Annotated in this window: 9 protein-coding genes and 2 pseudogenes; 3 read left to right on the forward strand and 8 right to left on the reverse strand. The window is 64.4% G+C overall.

What is annotated here, in order from left to right:
• Nucleotides 1–66 precede the first annotated feature (66 nt).
• The 4 genes from AACG97_RS27205 to ycaC all read right to left on the reverse strand — a co-directional run bounded on the left by AACG97_RS27205 (nt 67) and on the right by ycaC (nt 4,204).
• Complete coding sequence (locus AACG97_RS27205) at nt 67–1,908, reverse strand: amidohydrolase (protein ID WP_225786209.1); 1,842 nt, start codon at nt 1,906–1,908, stop codon at nt 67–69.
• Nucleotides 1,909–2,295: 387 nt separating this feature from the next.
• Entirely contained in the window at nt 2,296–3,114 is an 819-nt protein-coding gene (locus AACG97_RS27210) for an alpha/beta fold hydrolase (RefSeq protein ID WP_009681623.1), read from the reverse strand.
• A 37-nt stretch (nt 3,115–3,151) separates the two neighbouring features.
• Entirely contained in the window at nt 3,152–3,460 is a 309-nt protein-coding gene (locus tag AACG97_RS27215) for a hypothetical protein (protein WP_009681622.1), read from the reverse strand.
• A 114-nt stretch (nt 3,461–3,574) separates the two neighbouring features.
• Nucleotides 3,575–4,204 (reverse strand): isochorismate family cysteine hydrolase YcaC, encoded by a 630-nt coding sequence (ycaC, locus tag AACG97_RS27220; RefSeq protein ID WP_009681621.1) that lies wholly within the window; start codon nt 4,202–4,204, stop codon nt 3,575–3,577.
• Nucleotides 4,205–4,513: 309 nt separating this feature from the next.
• Here ycaC and AACG97_RS27225 point away from each other — a divergent pair, with 309 nt between their 5' ends.
• Nucleotides 4,514–5,941, forward strand: coding sequence for a mechanosensitive ion channel family protein (locus AACG97_RS27225; RefSeq protein WP_009681620.1), 1,428 nt, complete (start codon nt 4,514–4,516; stop codon nt 5,939–5,941).
• Between the two features lie 444 nt (nt 5,942–6,385).
• Here AACG97_RS27225 and amaA read toward each other — a convergent pair whose 3' ends face one another.
• Entirely contained in the window at nt 6,386–7,672 is a 1,287-nt protein-coding gene (amaA, locus tag AACG97_RS27230; RefSeq protein ID WP_232555049.1) for an L-pipecolate oxidase, read from the reverse strand.
• 166 nt (nt 7,673–7,838) lie between these two features.
• Nucleotides 7,839–9,329: an L-piperidine-6-carboxylate dehydrogenase gene (amaB, locus tag AACG97_RS27235; RefSeq protein WP_029887912.1), complete on the reverse strand. Its 1,491-nt coding sequence runs from the start codon at nt 9,327–9,329 to the stop codon at nt 7,839–7,841.
• Between the two features lie 136 nt (nt 9,330–9,465).
• On the opposite strand from amaB, the gene AACG97_RS27240 reads away from it, so the two are divergent.
• Both AACG97_RS27240 and hglS read left to right on the forward strand, forming a co-directional pair.
• Nucleotides 9,466–10,356 (forward strand): LysR family transcriptional regulator, encoded by an 891-nt coding sequence (locus tag AACG97_RS27240; RefSeq protein ID WP_115295085.1) that lies wholly within the window; start codon nt 9,466–9,468, stop codon nt 10,354–10,356.
• Nucleotides 10,357–10,631: 275 nt separating this feature from the next.
• A pseudogene (gene hglS, locus AACG97_RS27245) lies at nt 10,632–11,959 on the forward strand (2-oxoadipate dioxygenase/decarboxylase HglS).
• A 130-nt stretch (nt 11,960–12,089) separates the two neighbouring features.
• Here the strand turns inward: hglS and AACG97_RS28225 are convergent.
• Both AACG97_RS28225 and AACG97_RS28230 read right to left on the reverse strand, forming a co-directional pair.
• Entirely contained in the window at nt 12,090–12,950 is an 861-nt protein-coding gene (locus AACG97_RS28225; protein WP_371105801.1) for a methyl-accepting chemotaxis protein, read from the reverse strand.
• Nucleotides 12,945–13,988, reverse strand: a pseudogene (locus tag AACG97_RS28230) (Cache 3/Cache 2 fusion domain-containing protein); the annotation flags it as partial. The pseudogene AACG97_RS28230 and the gene AACG97_RS28225, both read right to left, overlap by 6 nt.
• Between the last annotated feature and the right edge of the window lie 189 nt (nt 13,989–14,177).

Below are 14,177 nucleotides of genomic sequence, written 5' to 3' on the forward strand. Positions count from 1 at the left end.
AGCCCCAGTAACGCTTAACTGACAGGCATTACCCGCGCGGCCCCTTCTTCTCGACATCACATCAGCTTAGAAAGCAAAGCACGAACAGCCCAGCGCCCCCCAGAACCCCTGGAAGTCATTGACCGGCACACTCGATTTGCGCGCCTTGTCATGGCTGTGCGCATGCACCCCGCACGGCCCCGAACACTGGTGCACGGCTGCCGCCAGCGACGGCGTACCCACGCGCCAGTGCCCCGGCACCTTGGCTACTGGAGACCACTCCGGCAGCACCGGCACCTGCGGTGGGCCGAGGCGGTCGAATTCGCCGGCACCGTATACAACCTTGCCATCGACAATGGTCAGCACCGATTCGATGCCCTTGATCGCTTCTTCATCAACGCTGAAGAAGTCCAACGACAAGGCCGCCAGGTCGGCCAGTTGGCCTACCTTGATCTGGCCCTTCTTGCCTTGCTCGCTGGAGAACCAGGCACTGCCCTGGGTGAACAGCTGCAGCGCGGCCTCGCGGTCCAGGCCTTCCTTGTACAGCTCCATGCCGCCAACGGTCTTGCCGCTGACCAGCCAGTACAGCGAGGTCCAGGGGTTGTAGCTGGACACGCGGGTAGCGTCGGTGCCCGCGCCGACCGGCACGCCCATCTCGAGCATGCGTTTGATCGGCGGGGTCTGCTCGGCAGCCTTGGCGCCATAGCGGTCGACGAAGTACTCACCCTGGAAGGCCATGCGGTCTTGGATGGCGATGCCGCCGCCCAGCGCACGCACGCGCTCGATGTTCTGCGGGGTGATGGTTTCGGCGTGGTCGAAGAACCACGGCAGGCCATTGAACGGGATATCGCGGTTGACCTTCTCGAACACGTCGAGCATGCGCGTGATCGATTCGTTGTAGGTGGCATGCAGGCGGAACGGCCAGCGCTGCTCGACCAGGTGGCGCACCACCGGCTCCAGCTCTTCTTCCATGGTCTGCGGCAGGTCCGGGCGCGGCTCGAGGAAGTCCTCGAAGTCGGCGGCGGAGAACACCAGCATTTCACCAGCGCCGTTGTGGCGCAGGAAGTCGGTACCGCTGTGCAGCTTGACGCTGGATGTCCACTTCCTGAAGTCGTCCAGTTCTTCCTTGGGCTTCTGGGTGAACAGGTTGTAGGCAATGCGCACTGTCAGCTGGTTGTTGTCGGCCAGCTCCTGGATCACCGAGTAGTCGTCGGGGAAGTTCTGGTAGCCGCCGCCAGCGTCGATGGCACTGGTCAGGCCCAGGCGGTTCAGCTCACGCATGAACTGGCGGGTCGAGTTGACCTGATACTCCAGCGGCAGCTTCGGCCCTTTGGCCAGGGTGGCGTAGAGGATCATCGCGTTCGGGCGGGCAATCAGCATGCCCGTCGGGTTGCCGAACTTGTCACGCTGGATTTCGCCACCCGGCGGGTTCGGGGTGCTCTTGTCGTAGCCGACAGCCTTGAGTGCGGCACGGTTGAGCAAGGCGCGGTCGTAGAGGTGTAACAGAAACACCGGCGTATCGGGTGCAGCCTGGTTGATTTCTTCCAAGGTCGGCATGCGTTTTTCAGCGAACTGGAACTCGTTCCAGCCACCCACCACACGCACCCACTGCGGGGTAGGCGTGCGCGCAGCCTGGTCCTTGAGCATGCGCAGGGCATCGGCCACCGACGGCACGCCTTCCCAGCGCAGCTCCAGGTTGTAGTTCAGGCCGCCGCGGATCAGGTGCAGGTGCGAGTCGTTCAGGCCGGGAATGACCGTACGCTGCTTGAGGTCGACGATTTGCGTGCTGGCGCCCTTGTGGGCCATGGCCTCGGCGTCGTTGCCCACGGCGATGAAACGGCCGTCCTTGATGGCGACGGCGGTGGCAGTGGGCTTTTCGCGGTCAACGGTGTGCAGCTTGCCGTTGAACAGAATCAGGTCGGCGGTCATGGAACCTCCTTGGGTGGATGCGTGAGCGGAACCGGCGGCGCCGGTGAAGGGCAATGCAGACCAGAGCGCGCCGGCAGCACCCAGTACGGTGCTGCTGGCGAGGAACTGGCGACGAGTCTTGTCGTGGCGGTCCTGGGGCATGGTGTTCTCCGTCTCTGGGCGCGGCGGCGGCAGGCGCGACTGCAGAGCATGCCGCCCGATACAGGGGCAAGGCTTGGATGGATGTGCGGTGGGGCTGTTGAAGGTTAGCCCTGATCAAGTTTTGTGTTGCCAGGGCTGGCCCCATCGCCGGCAAGCCAGCGCCCACAAGGGCTTCACAGCTTCTGAGCCCTGAACAGCCCCTGTGGGCTTGCCGGCGGTTGGGGCCGCAAAGCGGCCCCGGCTTGTTCAGCGACTCAAGAACGCCAGCAGGTCCTCATTCAGCTGCTGCGCATGAGTCACGGCAAACCCGTGCGGCGCGCCGGCGTACACCTTCAGCTCAGCCCCACGAATCTGCGCCGCCGCCTGCTTGCCGGTAGTCTCGAACGGCACGATCTGGTCGTCATCGCCATGGATCACCAACGTCGGTACATCGACCTTGGCCATGTCCGTCCGGAAGTCGGTTTCGGAGAACGCCGTCACACAATCCAGGGTGGCCTTGAGCGACGCCATCAGCGCTATGTTCAAGGTCTGCGTCTGCACGCCTTGGGATACCTGCTGCCCATGGTTGATGCCATAGAACGGTGCGGCGAAGTCGGCGATGAACTGCGCCCGGTCGGCACGCAGGCCAGCCACGATACCTTCGAACACCGACAGGTCGACACCCTCGGGGTTGTCGTCACGCTTGCCGAACACCGGCGTAACGGCGCCCAGCAGCACCAGCCCGGCGACCCGCTCGGTGCCGTAGCGACCGATGTAGCGGCTTACGTCACCGCCGCCCATGGAGAAGCCCACCAGGGTCACCTCACGCAGGTCGAGGTGTTCGATCAGCTGGGCGATGTCATCAGCGAAGGTGTCGTAGTCGTAGCCGTTCCATGGCTGGCTCGAGCGCCCGAAACCGCGGCGATCGAAGGCAATGGCGCGGTAACCGCGGCTGGCCAGGAACTCCATCTGCGTGTCCCACATGTCGGCATTCAGCGGCCAGCCGTGGCTGAACAGCACGGGCTTGCCGGTGCCCCAGTCCTTGAAGTAGATCGAAGTACCATCGCGGGTAACGAACGTGCTCATAGCGGTATCTCCTGGATTATCGAGGTCAGGGGCTGGCTCAGCCGCGCAGCCAGTTGGCGCAGCGACGGGTCACCCAAGGCATGATGTAGAACACCACGGGCAGAATGACGAACAGGTTGACGATCAGGTTGCCGGTGATCGCGCCCCCCAGTTGCGGGAAGCGGGCAAACAGCGGCGCCAGCAGTTGCGGCACGACCATGGTCATCGGGCAGATCACCAGGTAGGTTAGCAGCGCCTGCTTCCAGCGCGGCGGTTGCGCGGCCGAGGTACCCGGCGTGCTATCGAGCACCTGGTGCTGCAGGCATACGGTCACCACTTCGCGGTTGTCTTGGAGTGCGGTGTTCATCGGCGTTCCTTGGGTGAGCTTGCCCACAGCCACTGTGCAACGGCCAAAGGGCGCTGGATTGGATAAGTGTGCTGCCCTGCGCGGGCACCGGCTGAGGGTGCCCGCGGCCGCGGCTTACTTGTTGGCGTTGAAGGCGTTGTAGCTGGTCATGAGGTTGCGGTAGTCCGGGATATGGTTGGAGCACAGCGCGGCCAGGCCTTCAATGTCGTTGCGCCAGTCGCGGTGCAGCTCGCAGGCAACCCCGAACCAGGTCATCAACTGGGCGCCAGCGCGGCTCATGCGGTCATGGGCGGCGTCGCGGGTCATGGCGTTGAAGGTGCCGGAGGCATCGGTAACCACGAACACGTCGAACTCTTCTTCCAAGGCGGCCAGCGCCGGGAAGGCTACGCACACTTCGGTGACCACACCGGCGATGATCAGCTGCTTCTTGCCGGTGGCCTTCACCGCCTTCACGAAGTCTTCGTTATCCCAGGCGTTGATCTGGCCTGGGCGGGCGATGTACGGCGCGTCCGGGAACAGGGCTTTCAGTTCCGGGACCAGCGGGCCGTTGGGGCCTTGTTCGAAGCTGGTGGTGAGGATGGTCGGCAGGTTGAAGAACTTGGCCAGGTCAGCCAGGGCCAGTACGTTGTTCTTGAAGGCATCCGGCTCGATGTCGCGTACCAGCGACAGCAGGCCAGCCTGGTGGTCGACCAGCAGTACGGCGGCATCGTCTTTGTTCAGGCGGTTGTATTTGAAGTTGGTCATGGTCGTTGCTCCATAGGGTTTGAAGTTCAGCAAGTTGGGTGTTTCGCGTTGATGGGAGAAGATTAAAACCGTCACCTTTGGAGCGGTAGATAGCGGTTTTTGGCTTTAGCGTTCTGTTTCGGGAACGATAGATTGGCGCTGGATTTGCTGGCCTCTTCGCGGGCTTGCCCGCTCCCACAGGGACCGCATCTCGCTCAGGTTACGCACGATGCCTGTGGGGCGGGTTTACCCGCACGCAGGCGCCCATTGCCTGCCCGGCCAACCTGCTCTATTACTACCCACAGCCCTCCCCTCACTCCCGAGACCACCATGCTGGCGTTCATCCAGTCGTCCCCGTTGCTGCTCGGTACTGCCCTGATCCTGCTCGACCTCGTAATCTGGCAGTTGATCCCCCTCCAGCACCGGGCCTGGCGCATCGGTATGCGGCTGGTGCTTTTCCTGTTGTTCAGCGCGGTGCTGGTGGCCGCCGGCATGAGCCCGCTGCAGCCACCGCCCTGGCCGGACGATGTGCCGCGCAACCTGATGGCCACGGTATTGGCCATCGGCTGGTGGCTGTTTGGCGCGCGCACGGTCACCGTGGTGTTCGGCCTGTTGCTGGTAGCGCGGGGTAGCCACGGCGGGCGCTTGCTGCAGGACGTGCTGGGGGCGCTGATCTTCCTTGCCGCGGTAGTCGCGGCCGCAGGCTATGTGCTGCAGCTGCCAGTCAAGGGCCTGCTGGCCACCTCGGGCGTGATGGCCATCGTCATAGGCCTGGCGTTGCAGAGCACGCTGGCCGACGTGTTCAGCGGCATCGTGCTGAACACCACGCGGCCCTATCAGATTGGCGATTCGATCGCGATCGACGGCACCGAAGGCAAGGTGCTGGATATCGACTGGCGGGCCACGCGCCTGCTCACGGGCACAGGTAGCCTGGCGGTGATCCCCAATTCGGTGGCGGCCAAGGCGCGCCTGCTCAACCACAGCAGGCCGGCGGATGTGCATGGGGTGTCGATCAACGTGGTAGTGCCAGCCAAAGTGCGACCCAGGCGGGTGTTCGACGCACTGGAAAAAGCCCTGCAGGGTACCAGCGCGATCCTTGCTTCACCTGCACCCAAGGTGTCGGTCAAGGCCTCGACACTGGAGTCGGTGGAGTACGAGGCCAGCGGGTTCATTGCCGACATGGGCGGCAAGACCGCGGCGCGCAACCAGTTGTTCGACCTGGCGCACCGCCACCTGGAGGCGAGCGGGGTGATGTGGAACGTCGACCTGGCCATGCCGCCACGCAGCCGCCAGCGCGAAGTGCTGGACGAGGTGCGGGTGTTCCGTTCGCTAAGCGCTGAAGAGCGTGACGCATTGAGCCAGCGCATGACGGCGGTGGAGTACCTGGCGGATCAGGTGATCCTGGAGGTAGGCGCGCATTCCGACCATTTGCTGGTGATTGGCAGCGGCGTGGTGTCGGCCTCTGTGCGCGATGGCGACAAGCTGCTGGAGGCCGGGCGCATGGGGCCGGGCGAGGTGCTGGGGGTGGAGGGGATCATCGACGAAGACGAGTCACTGGCCGAGTTCCGCACCCTGACCAGTTGCGTGCTGTACCGCATCGACAAAGAGCAGGTGAAAAGTTGCCTGGCGCAACGTGGCGATGTGCAGACGGCGCTGAGCAAGTTGCAGCGGTTCCGGCGCCAGAGCCGGGAGTCGCTGTTGCTGCAGAAGCCGGCCCTGATCAAGAAGGGCGGCTTCCTCAGCTGGTTGCACAAGTAAGCCTGTACTGGCCCTATCGCCGGCAAGCCAGCTCCCACATTGACCACACAGGCCTCAGGGCTTATGCAATCCCTGTGGGAGATTCTATGGTTTCTGGCAAGGGTAGCCGGAGCATCTTCAGCGCCTGTGAGATCGAGCGCCGCCCGCGCGGCGCAATCGCGAGCTGCGCTCGCTCCTACGTTTGTTTCGGGCCAGTAACGCCTGTGACAGGCGCGCGCGGCCGCCTTGTTTGTACGGCGCGATATTGAGGCATGTACCAAGGCGTTCGCGCGCGAATCCCACAGGAATAATTGGCCCGAAACAAACGTAGGAGCGAGCGCAGCTCGCGATTGCGCCGCGCGGGCGGCGCTCGCTCCAACAGGCGCTGCCATACCTTGTGGCAACCACCTGTCAGCCCTGATGCAATCCCTGTGGGAGCTGGCTTGCCGGCGATAGGGCCAGTGCTTACAACACAACCCGCAGGCATTGCCCCGCGTGGTACAGCGAGAACCCGGACTCATAGAACGCGGTGCGCAGCGATGGCGCACTCACGCCACTCATTGGCGAGAACGGAATCGGCAGGCTGCCCGCCTCACCCTTGAGCAGGAACTCGGCAAACGCCCGGCCAATCACGGTGCCGGTGGTATTCCCACGCCCGTTATAGCCGGTCACCGCCACCAGCCCCGGCGCCGGCTCGAACAGGCGCATCAGGTGGTCGGGGGTGAAGTCGATGCAACCGGTCCAGTGCATTTCCCACTCGACCTTGCCCAGGCCCGGGTAGTAGTGGCTTTGAATGCGGTCGGCCCAGCTGCGCACGAACCAGGCGGGCTTGTTGTCGACCCGGCCCAGGCTGCCGAGCAACAGGCGGCCCTGGTCGTCACGGCGGATACTGCTGAGCACGGTGCGGGTGTCCCATGAGCCCTGGCCGTGCGGCAGTACCTTGTCGGCCTCAGCGCCTTGCAGCGGCTTGGAGGCGACCTGGTAGTAATAACCGCGGAAGAACTGCTTCTGAAGGTTGCTCCAGTCGCCTTCGGTGTAGGCACCGGTGGAAATCACCACCTTGTCGGCCCGTACCGAGCCACGGGCCGTCTTGACCCGCCAGGCGTCGCCCTCGCGCGCCAGGCCTTCGACAGCCGACTGCTGAAACAGCTGGCCACCCAGGCGCACCACGACCGCAGCCAGGCCCTGGGTGTAGCCCATGGGGTTGATGGTGCCGGCGCGGCGGTCGAGCAACGCGGCGGAAATCTTGTCGGTGCCACAGTATTCCTGGCACTGCGCGCCGGTCAGCAGCTCCACGTCGGCACCGCGACGGCGCCACTGCTCGTGGCGGGCCTCAAGGTCGGCGATGCCGGTGGCGTTGTGCGCCATGTGCAACGTGCCCTTGTGCTGGGCCTGGCAGTCGATGCCCAGGCGCTCGATCATTGCGAACACTTCAGCCGGGGCTTCACCCAGCACCTGGTTAAGGCGGCTGCCCTGCTTCTGGCCAAGGGTCGCCTCGACGTCGTCGGGGCGGATCCAGGTACCGGCATTGACCAACCCGACGTTGCGCCCGGAGCCCCCGTGGCCGACCTTCCAGGCCTCCAGCAGGATCACCGACTTGCCCTGCTCGAGCAGGTGAATGGCCGCCGACAGGCCGGTAATGCCGCCACCGATCACGCACACATCGGCCTTGTGCTCACCGGCCAGGGCCTGGGCGGCCACACTCGGTGTGCTGACGAATTCCCACAAGCATTGTTGACGCAGTTCGGACATGGCCCGGCTCCAGCAATTTGTTCTTGTTGGGGCTGCCTTGCAGCCCATTCGCGGGTAAACCCGCTCCTACAGGGGCTGCACAGGTTCGAAAAGCTGTGCAGTGCCCGTAGGAGCGGGTTCACCCGCGAACCGGGGGCAAAGCCCCCGGCCATGCAGCATCAACCGATCAGTCGAACACGATACCCTGTGCCAGCGGCAGCTCGCGCGAGTAGTTCACAGTGTTGGTCTGGCGGCGCATGTAGCCCTTCCAGGCATCCGAACCGGATTCCCGGCCACCACCGGTCTCTTTCTCGCCACCGAACGCACCGCCGATCTCGGCACCGCTGGTGCCGATGTTGACGTTGGCAATGCCGCAATCACTACCCGCAGCGCTCTGGAAACGTTCGGCCTCACGCAGGTCGGTGGTGAAGATGCACGACGACAGGCCTTGTGGCACTTCGTTGTTCAGGCGCAGGGCCTCTTCAAAGTCGTCGTAGGCCAGTACGTAGAGGATCGGGGCGAAGGTTTCGTGGCGGACCACGTCGCTTTGCGCCGGCATTTCAGCGATGGCTGGCGACACGTAGTAGGCATTCGGGTACTGCTCGGCCAGCTGACGCTCACCACCGAATACCTGGCCGCCTTCGTCGCGGGCCTTGGCCAGGGCACCCTGCATGGCGTCGAACGACAGCTTGTCGATCAACGGGCCAACCAGGTTGTCCTTGCGCGGGTCGCCAATGCGGACTTTGCCGTAGGCGGCTTTGACCCGGGCAACCACTTCGTCCTTGATCGAGCGGTGCACGATCAGGCGGCGCAGGGTGGTGCAGCGCTGGCCGGCGGTACCGACCGCCGAGAACAGGATGCCGCGCACGGCCAGGTCGAGGTCGGCGCTGGGGGCCAGGATCATGGCGTTGTTGCCGCCCAGCTCAAGGATGCTGCGGCCGAAGCGTGCAGCCACACGTGGGCCAACTTCGCGCCCCATGCGGGTGCTGCCGGTGGCGCTGACCAGCGGCACACGCGGGTCGTCGACCAGGGCTTCACCGGCTTCACGGCCACCAATGACCAGCTGCGCCAGGCCCGCCGGGGCGTCACCAAAGGCTTTCAGGGCTTTCTCGAACAGTGCCTGGCACGCCAGGGCGGTCAGCGGGGTTTTCTCGGACGGCTTCCATACCACGGAGTTGCCTGCCACCAGGGCCAGTGCGGTGTTCCAGGCCCACACCGCGACCGGAAAGTTGAAGGCACTGATCACGCCGACCACCCCCAGCGGGTGCCAGGTTTCACGCATGTGGTGCCCCGGGCGCTCGGAAGCGATGGTCAGGCCGTACAGCTGGCGCGACAGCCCCACGGCGAAGTCGCAGATGTCGATCATTTCCTGAACTTCACCCAGGCCTTCCTGGGTGATCTTGCCGGCTTCGATCGAGACCAGCTCGCCGAGGTCGGCCTTGTGCGCACGCAGCACTTCGCCAAACAGGCGCACCAGTTCGCCGCGGCGTGGTGCCGGTACGCTGCGCCAGGCTTCGAAGGCGCTCTGGGCCTGGTCGATGCGGGCGGTGGTCTCGGCCTTGCCGAGCAGTTTCACCGAGGCGATCTGGCTGCCGTCGATCGGCGTGTGAACAGGGTAATCGCCCTGGGTGTAAGCCTCGGCGGCAACGCCAAGGCGCTCGAGCAATCCAGCAACCATTTGTGCTTCTCCTACATCGGGTGATGGGGTGGAAAAATGATGTGGATCAGTATTAATCCGATCACATAGGTACAACAAACGACCTTTATTCCGCATATCATTCCACCAGGTAATGATCCGTATCGCAGAGACCGCTATGTCCAAACGCCTGGTGCCCTCCATGACCGCCCTGCAGTGCTTTGAAGCTGCAGCCCGCCATTTGAGTTTTACCCGTGCCGCTGAAGAGCTGCACCTGACCCAGAGCGCGGTCAGCAAGCAGGTGGCGCAACTGGAGGACATGCTGCGCCATCACCTGTTCCTGCGCATTCGCCGGCGCCTGCAACTGACCCCGGCCGGCAGCCTGTACCTGGCCGAGGTCAACAAGATCCTTACTCAGGTGGATATGTCCAGCCGCTACGTGCTCACCTATGGCGAGCAGACCGAGATATTGAAGGTCGCCACTCAACCGAGTTTTGGCGTGCGCTGGCTGATCCCGCACCTCAAGGGCTTTGGCAAACGGCACGGCAATATCCACCTGGATATCCGCAACGAGATGGAGCCGTTCGCCCTGCTGCAGGGCTCGGCGGACGTGGTGTTCTTCTATGGTCAGGGCACCTGGCCGGGTGCCACCTGCGTGGCGCTGTTCGGCGAAGAAGTGGTGCCGGTGTGTGCGCCGGAGCTGCTGGCCGGGCGTGAGTTGGCGGGCGCCGAACAGCTGGCCGAGTTGGTGCTGTTGCAGAGTACCTCGCGCCCCGAGGCCTGGCACGAGTGGTTCCTGGAGCAGGACCTGCAAAGCGTCAACGCCTACCACGGGCCGCGCTTCGATACCTTCTATATGGCATTGAGCGCCGCGCAGACAGGCTGCGGGGTAGCACTGGTGCCGCGCTACCTGGCAGCCAAGGAGCTGGCCGAGGGCAGCCTGGTGGTGCCATGGGATCACGCCATGCGCAGTGCCGGGGCGCATTACCTGGCGTATGCCGAGCATGCGGCGGAGGTGCCCAAGGTACGGGCGTTGGTGGAGTGGATCGGCGAGCAGTTGCAGGTTTGAGGTTGCCGGGCCGCTCTGCGGTACTTTCGCGACACAAGGCCGCACCTCGACCTGTAGGAGCGGCCTTGTGTCGCGATGGGCTGCAAAGCAGCCCCAATGGCCCTTGAGGTCGATCAAAAACGGAATGACACACTCACTTTTTTTCGCTTGTGAGCAAGGTGCATTCCCAGCTTTCATGTAAGCGTCCGAACCTAACCAGGAAGCTAGCGATGCCCGCCCACGATTTCGTCAGCCCCGACAGCATTCGCGCGCAGTTTTCTGCCGCCATGTCGCTCATGTACAAACAGGAAGTGCCGCTGTACGGCACGCTGCTGGAGCTGGTGAGCGAAATCAACCAGCAGGTCATGGCCCAGCAGCCCAGCGTTGCCGAGGCCCTGCGCTGGACCGGCGAAATCGAGCGCCTGGACCACGAGCGGCATGGCGCCATCCGGGTTGGCACCGCCGCAGAACTGGCTACCATCGCCCGCCTGTTCGCGGTGATGGGCATGCAGCCGGTTGGGTACTACGACCTTAGCTCTGCCGGTGTGCCGGTGCACTCCACCGCCTTCCGCGCGGTGCACGAGCAGTCCCTGCACATCAGCCCGTTCCGGGTGTTCACCTCGCTGCTGCGCCTGGAACTGATCGACAACCCGCAACTGCGCGAACTGGCCCAGAGCATCCTGGCCAAGCGTCAGATCTTCACCGCGCGCGCCCTCGAACTGATCGCCCAGTGCGAGCGCGACGGCGGCTTGAATGCCACCGATGCCGCCGCATTCGTGCAGGAGGCCCTGCACACCTTCCGCTGGCACCAGGACGCCACCGTCACCGCCGAGCAATATCAGCAGTTGCACGATCAGCACCGCCTGATTGCCGACGTGGTGGCCTTCAAGGGCCCGCACATCAACCACCTGACCCCGCGTACGCTGGACATCGATGCCATTCAGGTCGGCATGCCGGCCAAGGGCATTCCGCCAAGGCCGTGGTGGAAGGCCCGCCCACCCGCCGCCACCCGATCCTGCTGCGCCAGACCAGCTTCAAGGCCCTGCAGGAAAAGGTCGCCTTCAGCGACCAGCAGGGCAGCGAAGGCAGCCACACCGCGCGCTTTGGCGAAATCGAGCAACGCGGTGCGGCCCTGACACCCAAGGGCCGCCAGCTGTACGACAAACTGCTCGATGCCACCCGCGCTGCCTTGGGCGGTGCGCCTGCCGAGGCCAACGCCGAACGTTACATGACACTGCTGAAGGACAGCTTTGCCGAATTCCCGGACGACCTCGCGCAGATGCGTGAGCAAGGCCTGGCGTATTTCCGTTACTTCGCCACCGAAAAAGGCCTGGCCGCACGTGACCAGCAAGGCCGCCCCACCACCCTGGAGGGCTTGATCGAGGCCGGCCATGTGCACTTCGAAGCGCTGGTCTACGAGGACTTTCTGCCGGTAAGCGCGGCGGGCATCTTCCAGTCCAACCTGGGTGACGATGCGCAGGCCGAGTACGGCAGCAATGCCAACCGCGATGCCTTTGAAGCGGCATTGGGGCTGCAGGTGCAGGATGAGCTGGCGCTGTATGCGCAAAGCGAGCGGCGGTCGCTGCAGGCTTGTGCGCAGGCGTTGAACCTAGGTTCGATGTAAGCCGGTAGATCGCCGGGGGCGCTTGGCGCCCCATTCGCGGGCAGGCCCGCTCCCACAGGCCCAAGGCTTGCGCTGTACCTGTGGGAGCGGGCGTGCCCGCGAATGGGCCGCAAAGCGGCCCCCTGCGGTATCAGCGAAAACGGTCGACCTCCTGCCGCAGCTGCGCCGCCAGCCCTTCCAGCTCCCGCGCGGTAAAGGCCAGCTCATTGGCCACCTCGCGCTGCTCGCCGTTGGCCTGGGCAATGCTCTGCAAATTGCGGCTGAGCACCGTCGCCGTGCTGCTCTGCTCCTGAGTCGCCGTACTGATCACCGTGAACTGCTCACCCGCCGCACGGCTCTGCTCGTCGATACGCGCCAGCGCTTGCGCCACCTTGTCATTGCGCTGCAGACCTTCCTGCATCAGCTGGTTACCCTGCTCCAGCGTCGTGATGGCGTGCCCGGTCTGCTGCTGGATGCTGGTGATCATCCCGGATATTTCATCCGTGGCCTGGCGGGTTCGTGCGGCCAGGCTGCGCACTTCGTCCGCCACCACCGCAAAGCCGCGGCCCTGCTCACCGGCGCGGGCAGCCTCGATGGCCGCATTCAACGCCAGCAGGTTGGTCTGTTCGGCGATGGCAGTAATCACGCTGATGATGCCGCCGATTTCCTGCGAGCGTGCCCCCAGGCTGTCCATCACCGTGGCCGTACCGCCGAGGGCATCGGCGATCTGCTTCAGCGAACGCGATGCTTCATCCATGGCGCTGCGGCCGATGCGGGTCTGCTGGGCATTGTCACGCGCCATGCGCTCGGTGCCTGCCATGTTGTCGGCGATGTTCATAGAGGTGGCGCTGAACTCCTCCACCGCACCGGCCATGCTGGTGATTTCACCGGACTGCTGCTCCATGCCCTCGCAGGCCCCGGCCGACAGGCCAGACAACGATTTGGCGCGCGAGCTGACTTGCTCGGACGCACTGCGAATGTGCTCGACCATGCCTGACAAGGCCTCGCCCATCTTGTTGAAGCTGCTGGCCAGTTGGCCGATTTCGTCGTGGCTGGTCACGCTCAGCCGCGCGCTCAGGTCACCTGCGCCCAGCGCTTCGGCCTGGCGCACCAGCGCGTCCAGCGGCCGCAGCTTGCGCCGCAACAGCCACAGGGTAGCCGCCACCGCCAGGACCATGGCCAGCAGGCTGCCGATGGCCAGGCGCAGGCCTACACTCCAGGTCACCTCACGGATTTCCGCCATCGGCATGCTCGCCACCACCGTCCACGGGCCTTCGGCAAATGCGGCCGTTGCGCTGTACAGCGGTTGCTCGGCATTGGCTGGTGGCACCAGCCACTGGCCGTTCTCGTCCTGCAGGGCCAGCGAACCGGTCTGGCCAATGCGGAAACGCTTGAGGTTGGCAAACTGGGTGTTCTGCGCATCGGTGTAGTCGAAGCCAACGAACAATACGGCAATTACCCGGCCGTTGCCGTCACTTACCGGCACATAGCGGGTCATGTAGTTACGCTCGAACAACACGGCGCGGCCAACGTACATCTGCCCGGCCAGCAACTTGCGGTAGGCCGGGTGCTGACGGTCGAGCTGAGTGCCGATGGCGCGGCTGCCGTCCTGCTTCTTCAGGTTGGTGCTGATGCGCACGAAGTCTTCGCCACTGCGCACGAACAGCGTGGCGATGCCAGCGGTCATCTGCTGGAATTCGTCAACCTGCTGAAAATCGTTGTTCAGCAAATGATCACCCAGGTACAGCGCCGGTGTTGCCTGCCCGGCGACCTGCACCGTTTCACCGGCATGCAGCGACAGGCCCGAGGCGAAGCGGCGCTCGAACAACCCGCTGAGGCGCTGGGTATTGTCCTTGAGCGAACTGTGGAAGGTTTCGAGCTGGTCGGCCAGCAGGCGCGCTTCACTGCCCAGGTGCGCCTGGCGTGTGGCGAGGTTGGCATCGTCCAGCGAACGCAGGGCAAACAGGGTACTGCCGGAAATCACCAGCGCCAGCACGATGGCGAGGGCGACACCGAGCTGCGAGGCTATGCGGGCACGGGGTTGAGACATGTGAAGCTCCTGGCAAGAGGCCGGGATCGTCCTGATCACACTGACCGCCCGCTTTCTATCGACGGGAAGTGCGCCCTCTTCCGGGACGCTGGTGCCAGTGAATCGGCGTCGCGGGCGAATACTTGAGTGTCGGGCCGGGATATTCGCAAACGTTTTCTACAGCCTGTTGCGGCCCTGTCGTCGGCAAGC

The organism is Pseudomonas sp. Nvir, from assembly GCF_963778085.1.
Classification (GTDB): domain Bacteria; phylum Pseudomonadota; class Gammaproteobacteria; order Pseudomonadales; family Pseudomonadaceae; genus Aquipseudomonas; species Aquipseudomonas juntendi.

Coding starts and splice junctions, on each gene's coding strand:
- amaB (WP_029887912.1), bottom strand. CDS start 9,329: ATGGTTGCTGGATTGCTCGAGCGCCTTGGCGTTGCCGCCGAGGCTTAC.
- AACG97_RS28225 (WP_371105801.1), bottom strand. CDS start 12,950: ATGGGCGAGGCCTTGTCAGGCATGGTCGAGCACATTCGCAGTGCGTCC.
- AACG97_RS27215 (WP_009681622.1), bottom strand. CDS start 3,460: ATGAACACCGCACTCCAAGACAACCGCGAAGTGGTGACCGTATGCCTG.
- amaA (WP_232555049.1), bottom strand. CDS start 7,672: ATGTCCGAACTGCGTCAACAATGCTTGTGGGAATTCGTCAGCACACCG.
- ycaC (WP_009681621.1), bottom strand. CDS start 4,204: ATGACCAACTTCAAATACAACCGCCTGAACAAAGACGATGCCGCCGTA.
- AACG97_RS27240 (WP_115295085.1), top strand. CDS start 9,466: ATGTCCAAACGCCTGGTGCCCTCCATGACCGCCCTGCAGTGCTTTGAA.
- AACG97_RS27205 (WP_225786209.1), bottom strand. CDS start 1,908: ATGACCGCCGACCTGATTCTGTTCAACGGCAAGCTGCACACCGTTGAC.
- AACG97_RS27210 (WP_009681623.1), bottom strand. CDS start 3,114: ATGAGCACGTTCGTTACCCGCGATGGTACTTCGATCTACTTCAAGGAC.
- AACG97_RS27225 (WP_009681620.1), top strand. CDS start 4,514: ATGCTGGCGTTCATCCAGTCGTCCCCGTTGCTGCTCGGTACTGCCCTG.